The following is a 15,332-nucleotide window of genomic DNA, read 5'->3' as shown; positions in this document are numbered from 1 at the left end:
AGCTCGGGCGCACCGGACCCATACGAAACCCTCACAACTTCCTGACATCGCGGTGCCAATCTTCCGGCCATGACGGATGCGCGGTGCCGATCCGCACCGCGCTTGAAAGACCAACCGCGGTAAGGAGTTCGTTCGCATGACGATGCGAGTGTGGCGCTGGTGCGCGCTGACCGCACTGACGTTGCTGATGCCCTGCTCGGTGGCAACACCCGCCGCGACCGCCGCGACGCGGGACGTCCCGACGGCGTCGGCGGCCGACATCATGCCGCACCTGGTTGCGTTGCAGGAGATCGCGGATCGCCACGGCGGGAACCGGGCCCACGGCACCGGCGGATTCGCCGAGTCCCTGTCGTACGTGCGCGGTGTGCTGGACGGCGCCGGGTTCATCACGCAGGTGGTGGCCTTCGACCACAACGGCCAGCCCGGGTACAACCTCATCGCCGACTGGCCGGGCGGCGACGAGAGCGACGTCGTCTTCCTCGGCGCGCACCTGGACAGCGTCGCGCAAGGGCCGGGACTGAACGACAACGGCTCGGGTGCGGCCGCGATCCTCGCGACGGCCGTCGAGGTCGCGAACACCGATGCGCGGCCGAACAGGCACCTCCGCTTCGGCTGGTGGGGCGCCGAGGAGGAAGGCCTGGTCGGATCGGCGAACTACGTGCGGGGCCTGGATCAGTCCGAAGTGGACAACATCGGCGTGTACCTCAACTTCGACATGGTGGGCACCAAAACACCGCAGCAATGGCTGCTCGTCGACGACGGCGCTCCCGCGTCGGACGCCTTCCGGAAGTACTTCCAGGACAGCGGAATCCCCACCTTCGACGTGGGCGTCGGCGGTTCCGACCACGTCTCCTTCGACGCGCGCGGCATCCCGGTTTCCGGTTTCAGCACCGGGCTGGACGCCTGCTACCACGAGAGCTGCGACCGGATCGACAACATCGATCCGGCATCGGAGGAGACCAGCACCAACGCGATCATCCACACCGTGTGGGAACTCGCCGGTGCCTGACGGCCTCCGGCCGGGTGCTGGACCGAAAACGCCTGGTCAGATCACGAGAATGAGCTTCGACAGAGGGACAGCGAAGATGAGACATCGTCGAAAGCCAACCGGGTTCGCGGTCGTCGCGGTCGCCCTCAGCTGCGCACTGGTGGCGAGCACCGCCGCGGCGTCGGCATCCGACGGCGGTGGCGGCCTCGGCGACCCGTACTTCCCGGAGGACGGCAACTCCGGTTACGACGTCCAGCACTACGCGGTCAACGTGACCTTCGATCCCGCCAAACCCGACCTGCTGATCGGCGACACCACCGTCACAGCGGTGGCCACCGACGACCTGAGCCGATTCCACCTGGACCTCGTAGGTTTCACCGTCGAGGACGTCGCCGTCGACGGCACTCCGGCGAAGGCCGTGGCGCGATCCGGGGCCCACGAACTCGTGATCACCCCCGCGCAGCGCGTGCCGCGCGGCGCGCCGTTTCTGGTGCGGGTGCGCTACTCAGGGCAACCAACCGGTCCCGGCTGGCGCAAGCTGACCGGCGGCGGCGCGTACGCCTCCGGGGACCCGATCCATTCGGCCACGTCGTGGTATCCGGCCAACGACCACCCGTCCGACAAGGCCACCTTCCAGGTCGCCGCGACCGTGCCGGAGGGCTGGGCGGTCATCGGAAACGGGTTGCCCGGCCCGGAAACCAGCGCGGATGGCATGCGCACGTTCCGCTGGCACCAGGACGAGCCGATGTCCACCTACCTGAGCACGATCGCCATCGACAAGTTCACCGTGCACACCTCGACGCTGGCCGACGGCACCCCGGTGTTCGTGGCCTACGGGACGGGCACCACGCCCTCCCCCGACGAGGCTCTCTACCCGGAGATCATGGCGTTCCTGTCGGAGAAGTTCGGTGACTACCCGTACTCCTCGGCCGGTGCCATCGTGGTGTCGCCCGAGGAAGGCGGCGGACCGCTGGCGTTGGAGACGCAGAGCAGGCCGACCTACCAGGGCACGTTCTTCGACGCGTCGATGGTCCACGAGAACGCCCACCAGTGGTTCGGCGACAGCGTGACCATCGCCGACTGGCGCGACGGCTGCGTGGACGAGTGCTTCGCCCAGTACGCCAACCAGTTGTGGGACGAGCACCAGGGCGCCGACCTGGACCAGGACTTCTACCGCACCACAGTGGAGGAGAACCGGAACAACCCCGAGTTCTGGGGCACCAAGCTCTACGATCCGGGGCCGGGCAAGGAACTGGATCCGGCCCTGTACTTCAAGGGCTCGTTGATGCTGCACGCATTGCGGCGCACCGTCGGCGACGACGCCTTCTTCAGCACGCTGCGGCAGTGGCAGCGCGACCGCCAATACGGCAACGGCTCCTGGCTGGACTTCGAGACCCTGATCCAACAGGTCTCCACCCAGGACCTCAGCGCCTTCTTCACCGCATGGGTCCACAGCGAACAGATCCCACCCGACCAGTACCTGTACCCAACACCACTGCGCTAGCAAAACCACCCCACCACCGAGCGTCGAAACCGAGGTGAAGGGCACCTTTCACCAAGTAAGTTGGCGAAAGGTGCCCTTCACCTCTCCCCCGAACGGGGAATCGTGCGCCGCTGTTCGCGTCGCGCGTTCAGTCCGCTCGCATCGCCGCCACCGGGCTCGCTCGCGCAGCCCGCCACGCGGGCACGAGGCCGGTGACCATGGTCAGCGCGATGAGCGCGACAGCCGCCACCAGCAGTGCGGGAACGGGGATTTCCAGCGGGGCGCCCAAGCCCAGCGCCAGCACCGCGAGCCAGGCGTGCGGCACCCCGATGAGCAACCCGAACAGCCCGCCGATCACGCCGTACACGCCCGCTTCAGCCACGGTGATCCCGCCTAGCGTGGTCCGGGTGATCCCGATGGCCCGCAGCATCCCCGATTCGCGCCGCCGTTCGACCACCGACAGCGCCACCGTGGTGCCGACGCCGATGATCGAGATCAGCAGGGTCAACGCGAGCAACGCCAAACCCAGTGCGGTCAGCACGTCCACGAGATCACTGCGCTCGGCGCGCTCGGCGGCGAGCACCCGGACCTGGACATCCCCGCCCGCGACGCCCCGCACCACGGCCTGCGCCTGCGAATCACCAGCGGTGACCAGCGCATGGGTGGCGCTGGCGCCGACTCCGAGCGCGTCCAGGTCGCGGTGGTGCAGCACCACGCCGGAGTCGCCGAGGGACTCGCCGACGACCACGGCCGCCACCGTGGCACGAACCGCGCCGAAGTCGATCTCCTCGCCCACCCCGACCTTCAGGGATTGCGCGTAGGCCTCGGTGACGACGGCATCGCCCGGTCCCAGCGCGTTCAGCGAACCCCGGACCGTGCGCAGCTGGTCGAACAGCGGCAACGCGTGGATGTCCAAATCGGACACCTCGAAGTTCATCTGTTGGCCGTGCACCACGGCATCCCGGCGAACCGTGCGGTAGGCGATCACCTGCCCGATCTCCGGTCGACCGCGCAGCCGCTCGACCAAGCCGTCCGGCAACGGCTGCAACTCCTCGGCACCGGTGAGCTCGACGTCAGCGGGATAGGCCGCGGCCACCTGGGCGTTGTTGTAGGAGCGCACGGTCTCCCCGGCGACGAGCAGACCGGCCAGCAGACCCGTCCCCAACGCGACCACCGCGGACACCGTGGCGGCCCGGCGCGGCACGCCACCGACACCCCGCACCGCGAGGCGCACCGTCGGGCCGAGCGGCGCGAGCACGGTGCCCAAGCCGCGCAGCACGGGGCGCAGCAGGATCGGCCCGAGCGCCAGCAACGCGGAGAAGACCAGCGTTGCGCTGGTGATGGTGAGCAGCAGGAAATCCAGCGTCGTGCCGCCAGGACGGTCGGTGCTGGTGATGCCGTCGAGGAACATCCTGGTGATCACGAACCCGGCCGCCGCCAGCAACAGCAGCCCGAGCCCGACGCGCAGCCGACCCGCCGACCGGGATTGCCGGTCGCCGCTGGAACTGCGCAGCGCTTCCAGCGGCGACACCCGCGTCGCGGCCAGCGCGGGAACCAGCGAGGCGAACATCGTCAGCACCGTCGAGGCGAGCAGGACGGCAGGCGCTGCCAAAGCGGACCGCCCCGGTCCGCCGATCCCGACCAGCGCCGGAACCAGCTGTCCGAGCCCGAGTGCGACCAGAACGCCGACGGTTCCGGCGGCGAACCCGGTGACCGCGCCCTCGGCGACCAGCGCCCGCAGCAGCTTCCGGCGCGGGGCGCCGACGGTGCGCAGCAGCGCGAGTTGGCGGATCCGTTGCGTGAACACGATGCGGAACGTGGAGATCGCGACCAGCAGCGCGGCGATCACGGCGACCACCACGAACGCGGTCAACACCGCGAGCAGCTGCTCGGCCCGGCTCTCCGCGTTGCTGATCGCCGCTGCCCGCGCCTCGTCAGCGGTGACCGCGCCGTACAGGTCGACCGGACCGTTCGCAGTGATGTCCACTCTGGACAGTTCGGCGGGCACCAGGGAAAGCACGCCGTCATCGGTGCTGTACACGGCGGCGCCATCGCTGGAGGGCGCGTCGACGGTGCCCGTCACGGTGACCGTCGTGGTGCCCAGCACGACGCGCGAACCGATCGGCAGCGCCACCCGCTGGGAGACCGCGATCTGGTTCCCCGCGGTGGGATACGAGCCGTTGGTCAGCCGCACCCGGCTCAGCGGGCCGACGCCGGGGTCGGCGGTCAACACGACGCTGGTGCCGCCGATCGTGATCGGCTCGGAGATCCGCCCGGTGGCCTCGGCGACACCAGCGGTGTGCCGGATCTCGCGGAGCAGCGCGACCGGATTGCCCGGCGGCGACGGCACGACGAGTTCGGCACCAGGCGGGATGTCGGTGACGGTGGACAGGGCGACCGTCTTCGCGATGTCCTGCGTGAGCAGCGCCGCCATCGCGAAGAAGGCCGCGACGGCGATCGCGAGACCGGTCAGCACCAGGCGCACCGGCCTGCGCAGCACCCCGCGTAGCTGTGTCGCCACGAAACTCACCGCAGCACCCCCGCCCCTGCCAACCGCCCGTCGGCCATCGCCACCACCCGGTTCGCGCACTCGGCGGCGACCGGATCATGGGTCACCATCACGATGGTCTGGCCGAACTCCTGGACCGCCGCGCGCAGCAGGTCGAGGACCTGGGCACCGGATCCGGAGTCGAGGTTGCCGGTGGGTTCGTCGGCGAAGATCACCTCGGGACGGCCCAGCATGGCCCGCGCGATGGCGACCCGCTGCTGCTGACCACCGGAGAGCTCAGCGGGCAGGTGCCGCAACCGGCCGCCGATGTCCAGCATCTCGACCAGGTCGGTGAACAACCGGCGATCCACGCGCCGCCCGGCGAGCTCGGCTGGCAGCACGATGTTCTCGCGAGCCGTCAGCTGGGGCAGCAGGTTGAACGACTGGAAGACGAACCCGACCCGCGCCAACCGCAGGCCGGTCAGCTCGCGGTCGGAGAGCTCGGTGAGATCGACGCCGCCCAACAGCACCTGTCCCGAAGTGGCGGTCTCCAACCCGGCGAGGCAGTGCATGAGCGTCGACTTGCCGGAGCCGGACGGCCCCACGATCGCCGTCAGCTCCGCCCGGCCGAAACTGACGCTGACCCCGTCCAGCGCGCGGACCTCGGTGGTCCCGGACCCGTAGACCTTGACCAGGTCGACGGCCACGACCGCGGTGGTGTGTTTTGACATGGCCCGAGACTGCCGGTTCGCAGCTGCGCCGCACCTCTACCGGTGGTCTGGTTCGGCTCTGCCTTTCGGCCGACCCCGCAGGGACTTTCGGCCGACCGCGCGAGCGCCACTCGGCTGGCTAGGCTGCGCCGATATGCGTTGGCTGCGGATATCCGCTTGGTTGGTCTCGGTGGTCGCATTGGCCGCCGCGGGATTGCTCGACCACCGGGTCGGCACGTTCACCGGTGACCTGCTCGGATTGGTCCACCTCGGGGTCGGCCTGCTGGCCGTGCTGGTGGCGCTGGCCGCTCCGGGACTGGGTTCCGTCCCGCTGCCGGTGGGTGCCTTCCTGGTGAGCGCGGCGATGCTGGTGTCGAACGTGCTGACCGGCCTGGACGGCGAGCACGGCGCGCCGCTGGGATTCGCCGCCACCGCAGCGGCGCTGGGGCTGCTGGCCATCACCGCCTGGCGCGGTCACCGGGTGCTGGCGGCCGTCGCGGTGCCGCTGCTGGCGGTGGCCGTGGTGACGCAGCCCCTGTTCGGTGATCCCAACGAGATCTTCGTGATCTTCGCGCTGGCGATGGCGCTGGGCTCGGTGGTCATGATCGCGGCGGGTGTCTCGGCGCGGTTGGTCGCGCTCAGCAGGCACCGCCAGGCCGTGGCCATCCGGTTGGCGCAGCGCGCCGAATTCGCCCGGGACCTGCACGACTACGTCGCCCACCACGTGACCGGCATCGTGCTGCACGCCCAGGGCGCGCGGGCCGTCGCCGCCAAGCAACCGCAGCTGGTGGCGCCCGCGTTGGAACGCATCGAGCAGGCCGGTGTCGAGGCGATGGACACGATGCGGCGGATGGTCGGCTTGCTGCGCGAAACCGACTCGACCGCCGAACCCGCCCCGCTGGCGACGGTCGCCGACATCCAGCGCCTGGTGGCGGAGTTCGACTCCGTCAGCGGCCCCTCGGCGCGGCTGGACCTGCAGGGCACGTTCGACGACGTGCCAGCCGAGGTCCAGGCCACCGCGCACCGGGTGGTGATGGAGGCGCTCACCAACGTCCGAAAGCACGCCGAGGGTTCCGGCGAAGTCGAGGTGCTGGTGCGCCGCAGCGATGACTGGATCAGCGCCAGGGTGTCCAACGACGGCAGGTCGAAACACGGTTCAGGCGGCGGATTCGGCCTTCGCGGGCTGACCGAACGCGTGACCGCGCTGGGTGGCAGGATCGACGCCGGGCCTGGCGCGGCAGGCGGATGGGTCGTGGAAGCGGGCTTGCCTGCCGGGAGGAAACGATGACGATCCGGGTGCTGATCGCCGACGACCAGGCCATGATCCGCACCGGCATCGCGATGATCCTGGCAGCCGAGGACGACATCGAGGTCGTCGGCGAGGCCGTCGACGGCGTGCACGTCGTGGAGATGGCCGCGCGGTGCCGCCCCGACGTGGTGCTGATGGACATCAGGATGCCCAGGATGGACGGGCTGGACGCGCTGCGGCGCCTGACCCGGCCGGGCACGGTCGACCCGCCGAAAGTGGTGGTGGTGACCACCTTCGACAGCGACGAGTACGTCTACCGGGCCCTGCACGGCGGCGCATGCGGGTTCGTGCTCAAGGACTCCGGCGCCACGCTGCTGATCGAGGCGATCCGCGCGGCCGCCTCCGGTGCGGCGCTGGTGAGCCCGGCGATCACGGTGAAGCTGCTGCGCCGCCTCAGCTCACCCACCCCGTCCGCCGCGGCGACGGCCGAACTGTCCGCGCGCGAGCTGGACGTGGTGCGGCTGGTGGCCGACGGGATGACCAACGCGGAGATCGCCAGCGAGCTGTTCATCTCGGTCGGGACGGTCAAGACCCACCTCGGCAACGTGCAGAGCAAGCTGCCCGCCCGCAACCGGGTCGAGATCGCCATGTGGGCGTGGCGGTCCGGACTCCTCGGCCGATAGTCGTAGCCAGCCGCTCGGGAACCGGACCTTCGGAGGAACCGGGCGCGCGGCACGGCGAACAGGATGGTCGGCGTCATCCAGTCGCCGCCGCTTCCCGGCTGGCGCCAATTCCCCGTTGTCGAGGAGAAAACGTGCCGCACCCACTCGCCGTCGCCGCAACCGTGCTGACCACCGGCGCGCTCGTCCTGTCGGGATGCTCGATGCGGACACCCGAGGAAACCGCCTACGAGATCCGGGTCGTGCTGGGCGGACCCGACGGCGCCACCGGCACCCTGGAAACCACGACCACCGGCAGCAAGGGGCCTTACCCGGAGCAGGTGACGCTGCCCTACGACCAGAAGTCGGCGCCGATGGGAGGGCCAGCGAGCTACGTGATCACCCCCGCCGATCCGGCGGTGACCATCGACTGCACGGTGTCCGTCGAAGGCGAGGTCAAGGTGTCGACGAAGGGCCAGCCCGGCAAACCCACCAGGTGCGATCTGAACATCGGCCGCTGATCACCCGCCCCTCGGCCCGGCGGGGCGCGACGGCCCCGCGCCCCGCCGGGCCGATCGAGAGAACCCGGTCAGTCGGTGCCGGACTCCATCGCGGCTCGGTCGAGGCTCTCGTCGTCACCGGAAACCTTGCCGCGCGAGGCGATCGCCTGGGCACCGCCCTGCGGCATCGCGCCGATCAGCCCGGTCGAGGCCGCCTGGGCGGCGCCGATGAGTGCCGGATGGGTGCTGCCGCCCATGCCGAGCCCGGCGTACTGCTCAAGCTTGGCGCGCGAGTCGGCGATGTCGAGGTTGCGCATGGTGAGCTGGCCGATCCGGTCCACCGGGCCGAAGGCCGAGTCCTCGGTGCGCTCCATCGACAGCTTGTCGGGGTGGTAGCTGAAAGCCGGGCCGGAGGTGTCCAGGATCGAGTAGTCCTCACCGCGCCGCAGCCGCAGCGTCACCTCGCCGATGACCGCCGTGCCGACCCAGCGCTGCAACGACTCCCGCAACATCAGCGCCTGCGGGTCGAGCCAGCGGCCCTCGTACATCAGCCGACCCAGCCGCCGTCCCTCGTTGTGGTAGGTCGCCAGGGTGTCCTCGTTGTGGATCGCGTTGACCAGCCGTTCGTACGCCGCGTGCAGCAACGCCATCCCGGGCGCCTCGTAGATGCCCCGGCTCTTGGCCTCGATCACCCGGTTCTCGATCTGGTCCGACATGCCCATGCCGTGCCGTCCACCGATGGCGTTCGCCTCCATGACCAGGTCGACCGAAGTGGCGAACTCCTTGCCGTTGATCGTCACCGGGCGGCCCAGGTCGAAGCCGATCGTCACGTCCTCGGCGGCGACCTCCGCCGCCGGATCCCAGAACCGCACGCCCATGATCGGGTCCACGGTCTCGATGCTGGTGTCGAGGTGCTCCAGGGTCTTGGCCTCGTGGGTGGCGCCCCAGATGTTGGCGTCGGTCGAGTAGGCCTTCTCGGTGCTGTCGCGGTAGGGCAGGTCGTGTTCGAGCAGCCACTCCGACATCTCCTTGCGCCCGCCGAGCTCGGACACGAAGTCCGCGTCGAGCCAGGGCTTGTAGATGCGCAGGTGCGGGTTCGCCAGCAAGCCGTACCGGTAGAACCGCTCGATGTCGTTGCCCTTGAACGTCGATCCATCGCCCCAGATCTGCACGTTGTCCTCAAGCATCGCCCGGACCAGCAGGGTTCCCGTGACGGCGCGACCGAGCGGCGTGGTGTTGAAGTAGGGGCGCCCAGCCGAGCGGATGTGGAACGCACCGCAGGTGAGCGCGGCCAGGCCCTCCTCGACCAGCGCCGCGCGGCAGTCGACCAGGCGCGCGATCTCGGCCCCGTACGCCAGCGCGCGGCCGGGCACCGAGTCGATGTCGGGCTCGTCGTACTGGCCGACGTTGGCGGTGTAGGCGCACGGGACGGCACCCTTGTCGCGCATCCACGCGACCGCGACCGAGGTGTCGAGGCCACCCGAGAAGGCAATGCCGACGCGCTCGCCGATGGGCAGAGAGGTGAGAACCTTGGACATGAGACCGAGTATGCACTTTGATGCATGATCATGCAAAACCGGGTGACCGGAGAGCCGCACCCCACGATGCAGGCGCCTCGCCAGCGGTCGCGACCACCACCCCTGTTCACCCGGAATCGATCAACGCTGGACCGACGCGGGCAGCGGAGCCGGATCAGGCAGGGGAAAGAGGTCGAAGAACCGCTCGACGATGCCCGCGGGCCCATCGATCGTCATGACTCCGGAACGCAGAACGTCTGCGAGCTGGCGTTCTTTCCGGAGCAGCGCGCCGAGCGCCGGTGGATCGGTATCGATCGTCGCGTCGGCACCATCAGCCTCGCCTCGGGCGAGTTCGATCCGGCCGCCCGCCACGTGGACGCGGAAGATCTCCTCGCCGACCCGGAGGGCGATGGTCGCCGCCAGCCCTTCTGCCGCCTGCGGGTCGAACAACGCTCCGAGGGAGAGCACGAGGGAGTCGACGCCGATCCGCGCGTCATGGCGCAACGTGGGTGAGCGGCTGCCCCAGCGGCCGAGCTGGGTGACGATCGGTTCAAGATCGGCTCCCCACTCGGTCAGCTCGTAGATCCAGGAGCTGGCGGGCGGCGGAAGCTTGCGGCGTCTTACGACACCGGCCTCCTGGAGTTCCCGAAGCCGCTGGGTGAGGACATCCGCGCTGGCGCCGGGCAAGCCCGCGCGCAGGTCGGTGAAGCGTTTGGGACCGAGCAGGAGTTCGCGAACGAGCAGCAGGGCCCAGCGCTCGCCGATCAGGTCAAGGCCGTGCGCCACCGCACAGCCGTCATCGTACTTCCGCCTGCCTGTCATGAGTCGGATCCTAACAGCAGAAATCAGATAATCCATCTTTCTAGTTGGTTTTTCCGACCAAGTAGTTGTAGTGTCCTACCTTGCCTCGCCGCGCTGCGCAGCGGGCATCCATCAGGAAGGACTTCCATGAGCAAGACGGTGCTGGTGCGCTATCAAACGCGCGCCGAGACAGCCGAGGAGAACCAGCGGTTGGTCGAGGAGGTGTTCGACCAACTCGCGAGCGACGGTCCAGATGGACTTCGGTATGCGACGTTCCGGCTGGCGGACGGCGTGACCTTCCTCCACGTCGCGGTCTTCGACGGCGCCGAGGACGCGTTGTCCGACTCGGCGGCCTTCCAGCGGTTCCAGAACGGCATCGGCGATCGCCTGGCGGGGCCGCCGCAGGTCTCCGAGGCCACGGTGATCGGCTCCTACGGATTTCCGCTCACCTGACGTCCCACCACGCACGAATGCCGCCCTGCCCAATCCCCGCCGGTCACCTGCCTGACCGCTTCAGCCGACGCCTTCAACGCGCCTTCCATCGAAAGGAGATCTCGGAAATGTTCAAGAACGAGATGAGGAGAACCAGGACGCTGGCGACGTTCCTGCGAATCTACGGAGTCTTATCGCTGGTCATATTCGTCCCGCTCTTCCTGGGATTCGTCGTTCAGACTCCCCTCCTCGCGGAGCATGGCGGGGCGCTGAACTGGCTCATCTGGAACGACGTCTCGTCCGGCCACGACCACGCCCACGTCCCGCCCATGCTGTTCGCCATCTACATCACGTGGGGCGTGTTCCTCTTGCTGGCCGCGCGCAAGCCATCGGCCTACGCGTCATTCCTGTCCTTCACCATGTGGGCCAACCTCGTCCACGGCCTGCTGATGACCGCACAGGCCGTCACGGACATCGACCACTACTGGAGCAAGTTCCTCACCGATATCCCGTTCGTCCTGGTCCTCGCGCTGGGGATCTACTTGTTGCGCCCCACCTCAACCGCGCTGCCCAAAACCGTTGAGACCAGTACCGCCTGACAGCGCCGCAAACCCCAGCACACGGGACCTTTGGACTCTTGCGGGCGGTGCGCCCCGGGGCGAGACCCTGGATTCACGACCGGAAACCGTTGCCCAGCAACCACCTGGGGTGATGACGATGGGCAAGTACCTGGTGCAGGCGAGCTACACGAGTGACGGGCTCACCGGTTTGTTCAAGGAAGGTGGCTCCGCGCGCGTGGAGGCCGTCCGCAAGATGCTCACCCGACTCGACGGCACACTGGAGTCGTTCTACTTCGCCTTTGGCGAGACTGACACATATCTCGTGATCGACGTCCCGGACAACGTCTCGGCCGCGTCGGTGGGGCTGACTGTCAGCCAGTCTGGGGCTGCCCGCACCAAGACGACCGTCCTGTTGACACCGACCGAAATCGACGAGGCGATCCGCAAGGACCTGGCGTACCAGCCACCCGGCTCGTAACCGCCCAACTGCACATCTGAAAGGTCAACTGCAACCACACGCCGTGTTCCTCACGCACTGCCCGGAGCGGATCCGCTCCGGGCACGTGGCGTTGACGGGTTGCGGTTCCTGGAGCCGAATTTGTGTCCTGGGGACCGTTGTCGGGTGCGCTCGGGCCGCTCGCGGTATTCGGACTGCTCCAGCGCGACACCACCCCAGCCAGGTGGCTACGCCGCTCGCCGGTGCCGAACTGGGTCGTGTTCGCGCCGCTGGCAAAGGTCGGTTTCATCCCAGTCATTTTCGCGGAGCAGTGCATCCGCCTGGTGGTGGCATCGGCGAGTAATCGTCAGGGAGTGACGATGGCGAAGTCCGGGTCCGGCCGGTCGAGGTACCCGAAGAGTTCGGCCAGCTTTCCGGTGCCGCCGGTGATCTCGGCACGGCCCTGTTCCGCGAGCTTGGCGGGCGCGGTGCCGCCGAGCAGGACGGCGCGCAGGTCGGCCTCGTCGAGGCAGACCTCGACGTCCGGTCCACCGACTGCGGGCCCGTGGCCTGCGACGTGGGTGAGCACGCCGTTGCGCAGCCGCATCGTGACGCGGTCGCCATCTCGGACGTTCCAGCGGACGGTGATGTCGGCGTTCCAGCTGCGCGGCCCGTCCACGCGTATGGCGAGCGCGTCGAACAGCTGCTCCAGCGTCAGGGCGCTGAGCACGTCGGGGGACGCGGTGACGGTGGGCGTGCCGACGGAGCCGTGCCGCAGTTCGTAGGCGCCCATGAGGTAGAAGTTGCGCCACGGCCCGTTCTCGCAGCCGTAGCCGAGCTGCTCCAGGGCGTCCGCCTGCAAGGCGCGCGCCTGGGCGTGGTCGGGCTGCGCGAACAGCACGTGGTTGACGACCTGCACCACCCAGCGGAAGTCGCCCTCACCGAAGGACGTGCGGGCACGTCGGACGACCTCGTCGGCACCGCCCATGAATTCCACGTACCGGCGCGCGGCCTCGACCGGCGGATGTTCCCACAAGTGGGCGGGGTTGCCGTCGAACCAGCCCATGTACTTCTGGTACACGGCCTTGGTGTTGTGGCTGACGGAGCCGTAGTAGCCGTGCGCGTGCCAGGCCTTTTCCAGCATCGGGGGCAGCTCGATCTGTTCGGCGATCTCCAACGGCGTCATGCCCTCGTTGAGCATGCGTACCGTCTGGTCGTGCAGGTACGCGTACAAGTCGCGCTGCTCGGACAGGAATCTCACCATTCGCTCGCGGCCCCAGACCGGCCAGTGGTGAGAGGCGAAGGCGACCTCCGAGGTGGCACCGAACAGTTCGATGGCCTCGGTGAGGTAGCGCGCCCACTCGTGCGGGTCGCGCACCTCTGCGCCGCGCAGGGTGAGGAGGTTGTGCAGGTTGTGGGTGGCGTTCTCCGCCATGCACAGGGCCGCGTGGTCGGGGAAGTGGATGTTGAGTTCCGCTGGCGCCTCGGTGCCGGGGGTCAGCTGGAAGACCATGCGGATGCCGTCGACGATCTCCGTCTGCCCGGTACGGGTGATATCGACGGTGGGCGGGATGAGACCGACGGTCCCGGTCGACGTCGTCGGGCCCAGACCTGCGCCGATCTGGCCCTGCGGTCCCTTGTCCAGCGCTGCCCCGTACATGTAGGCGGCGCGGCGAGCCATGGCCGTACCGGCGTAGATGTTCTCGTTCACGGCATGCGTCAGGAAGCCCTGCGGGGCGATCACCGGCACACCGGCTGCGACCTCCCGCCCCGTGATGACGCCGCGCACGCCGCCAAAGTGGTCGGCGTGACTGTGGGTGTAGAGCACCCCGGTGACCGGACGGTCGCCCCGAATGCTGCGGTACAGCCCCAGCGCCGCCGCAGCGGTCTCGGCGGACAACAGCGGGTCGATGACGAGGATTCCCTGATCGCCTTCGATCACGGTCATGTTGGACAGGTCGAAGCCGCGGACCTGGTAGATGCCCTCGACGACCTCGAACAAGCCGTGTTCGCAACACTGCCGGCTCTGCCGCCACAGGCTCGGGTTGGCGGTCGCCGGGCACGTCCGGGCGAGGAAGCCGTACGCCTCCAGGTCCCAGACGACACCGCCGTTCGCGTCGCGGATCAGCGGCTCCTGTGCGGTACCCAGGAAGCCGCGACGAGCGTCATCGAGATCGGTGGTGTCGTCGAACGGAAACCGCGTGCGCACCGCCTCGTTGTTTGCCACGATTCCCGGCTCCGCCGGTTTGGGATCGCAGTGGGACATCGCATCCTCCCCCGAAGACAGTTCCGGACAACCGTCGCACGGACGCGGTCGGTGCCACTGTCGCCCGCGCATCCGAGGCGCGCCACCGGATGCGCTCCGGAACCGACAGAACGCCAGGCGACACCGCGCCGCGAACCGGCAGAGGCGTGTCAGGCCGAGCCGACAGGCAGTACGCCACCTGAACCGCCGCAGCATCCGTGGTTCCGCGGAAACGTTCTTAAACGAGGCCGCGATCTCTTCACCTCAACGAGGAGGCCCCAGAACTGTGCAGCCCGCAGAAGACCATTGGCCGTCGAGAACTTGCAGGCCTCCAACAGCTGATCCAGCCGCCGAACCGTCGAGGTGCAGATCTCGACGGTGTCGACGAACTCGCTCCAGCACGTCAAGACCTCGCCGAAGTCACAGACCAGACCGTCCTATTACTTCCACATTCGGCGCAGTTATCGCGCCGCCGCGCGCCGCGACAATGAAAGCAACCGACGCAGAACCACCATTCCCACTGGTCACGCCATCCGAGGTGGGCGCAGTAGGGTTCGAACCTACGACCCCTTGCTTGTAAGGCAAGTGCTCTTCCGCTGAGCTATGCGCCCTGTTGGTGGCCGACCCGTTCAGCCGATCGGATCACCTCAGCCACCCTACCGGGGTTTTGGGGTGTCCTCGGCACCTGGTCGGCCACCGCCGCCTTAGGCGGTGCGTCACGCCGTGAGCTCGGCCAGGGCCTTCTTCCAGACGTTCTGGTCCCGGGCTTCGCCCGGCTGGTTCACCTCGGCGAAGCGGACCTTGCCTTCGGTGTCGATCAGGAACGTGCCCCGGTTGGCCATCCCGGCCTTCTCGTTGAACACGCCGTAGGCCTTGGCGACCTCGCCGTGCGGCCAGAAGTCCGACAACAGCGGGAAGGTGTAGCCCTCCTGGTCCGCCCACGCCTTGAGCGCGAAAGCCGAGTCCACCGACACTCCGATGACCTGGACCTTGTCGTTCTGGAACTCGCCGAGATCGTCCCGGACCTGGCAGAGCTCGCCCTGGCAGATCCCGCTGAACGCGAACGGGTAGAACACCAGCAGCACGTTCTTCTCGCCCCGGAATTCGGCCAGCGAGACCTTCTGCTTGTTGTAGTCCGACAACGTGAAGTCCGGTGCCTGTGCACCGACCTCAACCGCCATGAGTGCACCCTTCTGCTCGACATGACCTTGTCATCGCCGAACCTACACCGACCACACCACCGTGGGCACCGATGAAAACACCG

General features: G+C 68.5%; 14 protein-coding genes and 1 tRNA gene. 8 read left to right on the top strand and 7 right to left on the bottom strand.

The window, feature by feature from the left end; genetic code table 11:
- Positions 1 to 136 precede the first annotated feature (136 nt).
- Together ACTWQN_RS11480 and ACTWQN_RS11475 are read left to right on the top strand one after the other, a co-directional pair.
- Positions 137 to 1,009 (top strand): M28 family peptidase, encoded by an 873-nt coding sequence (locus ACTWQN_RS11480; RefSeq protein ID WP_443203378.1) that lies wholly within the window; start codon positions 137 to 139, stop codon positions 1,007 to 1,009.
- 76 nt (positions 1,010 to 1,085) lie between these two features.
- The gene (locus ACTWQN_RS11475) at positions 1,086 to 2,492 is read left to right on the top strand and encodes a M1 family metallopeptidase (protein WP_443203377.1); all 1,407 of its coding nucleotides are present in this window, start codon (positions 1,086 to 1,088) and stop codon (positions 2,490 to 2,492) included.
- A gap of 127 nt (positions 2,493 to 2,619) precedes the next feature.
- On the opposite strand, the gene ACTWQN_RS11470 is transcribed toward ACTWQN_RS11475, so the two are convergent.
- Both ACTWQN_RS11470 and ACTWQN_RS11465 read right to left on the bottom strand, forming a co-directional pair.
- Entirely contained in the window at positions 2,620 to 4,992 is a 2,373-nt protein-coding gene (locus ACTWQN_RS11470; protein ID WP_443203376.1) for an ABC transporter permease, read from the bottom strand.
- Positions 4,993 to 4,997: 5 nt separating this feature from the next.
- The gene (locus ACTWQN_RS11465; RefSeq protein ID WP_443203375.1) at positions 4,998 to 5,690 is read right to left on the bottom strand and encodes an ABC transporter ATP-binding protein; all 693 of its coding nucleotides are present in this window, start codon (positions 5,688 to 5,690) and stop codon (positions 4,998 to 5,000) included.
- Positions 5,691 to 5,823: 133 nt separating this feature from the next.
- On the opposite strand from ACTWQN_RS11465, the gene ACTWQN_RS11460 reads away from it, so the two are divergent.
- The 3 genes from ACTWQN_RS11460 to ACTWQN_RS11450 all read left to right on the top strand — a co-directional run bounded on the left by ACTWQN_RS11460 (position 5,824) and on the right by ACTWQN_RS11450 (position 8,098).
- Positions 5,824 to 6,957 carry a sensor histidine kinase gene (locus ACTWQN_RS11460; protein WP_443203374.1) on the top strand — a complete coding sequence of 378 codons (1,134 nt, stop codon included), beginning with the start codon at positions 5,824 to 5,826 and terminating at the stop codon, positions 6,955 to 6,957.
- A complete protein-coding gene (locus ACTWQN_RS11455) occupies positions 6,954 to 7,601 on the top strand; it encodes a response regulator (protein ID WP_443203373.1) in 648 nt (215 codons plus the stop codon). Before ACTWQN_RS11460 ends, ACTWQN_RS11455 begins: the two co-directional genes overlap by 4 nt.
- Positions 7,602 to 7,732: 131 nt before the next feature.
- A complete protein-coding gene (locus tag ACTWQN_RS11450; RefSeq protein WP_443203372.1) occupies positions 7,733 to 8,098 on the top strand; it encodes a hypothetical protein in 366 nt (121 codons plus the stop codon).
- Positions 8,099 to 8,166: 68 nt separating this feature from the next.
- Here the strand turns inward: ACTWQN_RS11450 and argG are convergent, their stop codons facing one another.
- Both argG and ACTWQN_RS11440 read right to left on the bottom strand, forming a co-directional pair.
- A complete protein-coding gene (gene argG / locus ACTWQN_RS11445; protein WP_443203371.1) occupies positions 8,167 to 9,615 on the bottom strand; it encodes an argininosuccinate synthase in 1,449 nt (482 codons plus the stop codon).
- Positions 9,616 to 9,735: 120 nt separating this feature from the next.
- Positions 9,736 to 10,452 carry a winged helix-turn-helix transcriptional regulator gene (locus ACTWQN_RS11440; RefSeq protein WP_443203370.1) on the bottom strand — a complete coding sequence of 239 codons (717 nt, stop codon included), beginning with the start codon at positions 10,450 to 10,452 and terminating at the stop codon, positions 9,736 to 9,738.
- 90 nt (positions 10,453 to 10,542) lie between these two features.
- Between ACTWQN_RS11440 and ACTWQN_RS11435 the strand changes: the two genes are divergently transcribed.
- The 3 genes from ACTWQN_RS11435 to ACTWQN_RS11425 all read left to right on the top strand — a co-directional run bounded on the left by ACTWQN_RS11435 (position 10,543) and on the right by ACTWQN_RS11425 (position 11,865).
- Positions 10,543 to 10,848 carry a hypothetical protein gene (locus ACTWQN_RS11435; RefSeq protein WP_443203369.1) on the top strand — a complete coding sequence of 102 codons (306 nt, stop codon included), beginning with the start codon at positions 10,543 to 10,545 and terminating at the stop codon, positions 10,846 to 10,848.
- 107 nt (positions 10,849 to 10,955) lie between these two features.
- Positions 10,956 to 11,426 (top strand): DUF6632 domain-containing protein, encoded by a 471-nt coding sequence (locus tag ACTWQN_RS11430; RefSeq protein WP_443203368.1) that lies wholly within the window; start codon positions 10,956 to 10,958, stop codon positions 11,424 to 11,426.
- A gap of 118 nt (positions 11,427 to 11,544) precedes the next feature.
- Complete coding sequence (locus tag ACTWQN_RS11425; RefSeq protein WP_443203367.1) at positions 11,545 to 11,865, top strand: GYD domain-containing protein; 321 nt, start codon at positions 11,545 to 11,547, stop codon at positions 11,863 to 11,865.
- Positions 11,866 to 12,190: 325 nt separating this feature from the next.
- Here ACTWQN_RS11425 and ACTWQN_RS11420 read toward each other — a convergent pair whose 3' ends face one another.
- The 3 genes from ACTWQN_RS11420 to ACTWQN_RS11410 all read right to left on the bottom strand — a co-directional run bounded on the left by ACTWQN_RS11420 (position 12,191) and on the right by ACTWQN_RS11410 (position 15,249).
- On the bottom strand, positions 12,191 to 14,050 hold the full coding sequence (locus ACTWQN_RS11420) for an alkyl/aryl-sulfatase (RefSeq protein ID WP_443203366.1): 1,860 nt from the start codon (positions 14,048 to 14,050) through the stop codon (positions 12,191 to 12,193).
- Between the two features lie 557 nt (positions 14,051 to 14,607).
- A tRNA-Val gene (locus ACTWQN_RS11415) sits at positions 14,608 to 14,679 on the bottom strand.
- A gap of 105 nt (positions 14,680 to 14,784) precedes the next feature.
- A complete protein-coding gene (locus ACTWQN_RS11410; RefSeq protein WP_443203365.1) occupies positions 14,785 to 15,249 on the bottom strand; it encodes a peroxiredoxin in 465 nt (154 codons plus the stop codon).
- Positions 15,250 to 15,332 lie beyond the last annotated feature (83 nt).

Source organism: Saccharopolyspora antiqui, assembly GCF_052246905.1.
Taxonomy (GTDB): domain Bacteria; phylum Actinomycetota; class Actinomycetes; order Mycobacteriales; family Pseudonocardiaceae; genus Saccharopolyspora.
This window is presented reverse-complemented; position numbering and strand designations above follow the sequence as displayed.

Excerpts from the sequence above, each read along its gene's own strand:
- ACTWQN_RS11435 (WP_443203369.1), top strand. The coding sequence starts at position 10,543 with ATGAGCAAGACGGTGCTGGTGCGCTATCAAACGCGCGCCGAGACAGCC.
- ACTWQN_RS11480 (WP_443203378.1), top strand. The coding sequence starts at position 137 with ATGACGATGCGAGTGTGGCGCTGGTGCGCGCTGACCGCACTGACGTTG.
- ACTWQN_RS11410 (WP_443203365.1), bottom strand. The coding sequence starts at position 15,249 with ATGGCGGTTGAGGTCGGTGCACAGGCACCGGACTTCACGTTGTCGGAC.
- ACTWQN_RS11440 (WP_443203370.1), bottom strand. The coding sequence starts at position 10,452 with ATGGATTATCTGATTTCTGCTGTTAGGATCCGACTCATGACAGGCAGG.
- ACTWQN_RS11465 (WP_443203375.1), bottom strand. The coding sequence starts at position 5,690 with ATGTCAAAACACACCACCGCGGTCGTGGCCGTCGACCTGGTCAAGGTC.
- ACTWQN_RS11455 (WP_443203373.1), top strand. The coding sequence starts at position 6,954 with ATGACGATCCGGGTGCTGATCGCCGACGACCAGGCCATGATCCGCACC.
- ACTWQN_RS11430 (WP_443203368.1), top strand. The coding sequence starts at position 10,956 with ATGTTCAAGAACGAGATGAGGAGAACCAGGACGCTGGCGACGTTCCTG.
- ACTWQN_RS11460 (WP_443203374.1), top strand. The coding sequence starts at position 5,824 with ATGCGTTGGCTGCGGATATCCGCTTGGTTGGTCTCGGTGGTCGCATTG.
- argG (WP_443203371.1), bottom strand. The coding sequence starts at position 9,615 with ATGTCCAAGGTTCTCACCTCTCTGCCCATCGGCGAGCGCGTCGGCATT.
- ACTWQN_RS11475 (WP_443203377.1), top strand. The coding sequence starts at position 1,086 with ATGAGACATCGTCGAAAGCCAACCGGGTTCGCGGTCGTCGCGGTCGCC.
- ACTWQN_RS11425 (WP_443203367.1), top strand. The coding sequence starts at position 11,545 with ATGGGCAAGTACCTGGTGCAGGCGAGCTACACGAGTGACGGGCTCACC.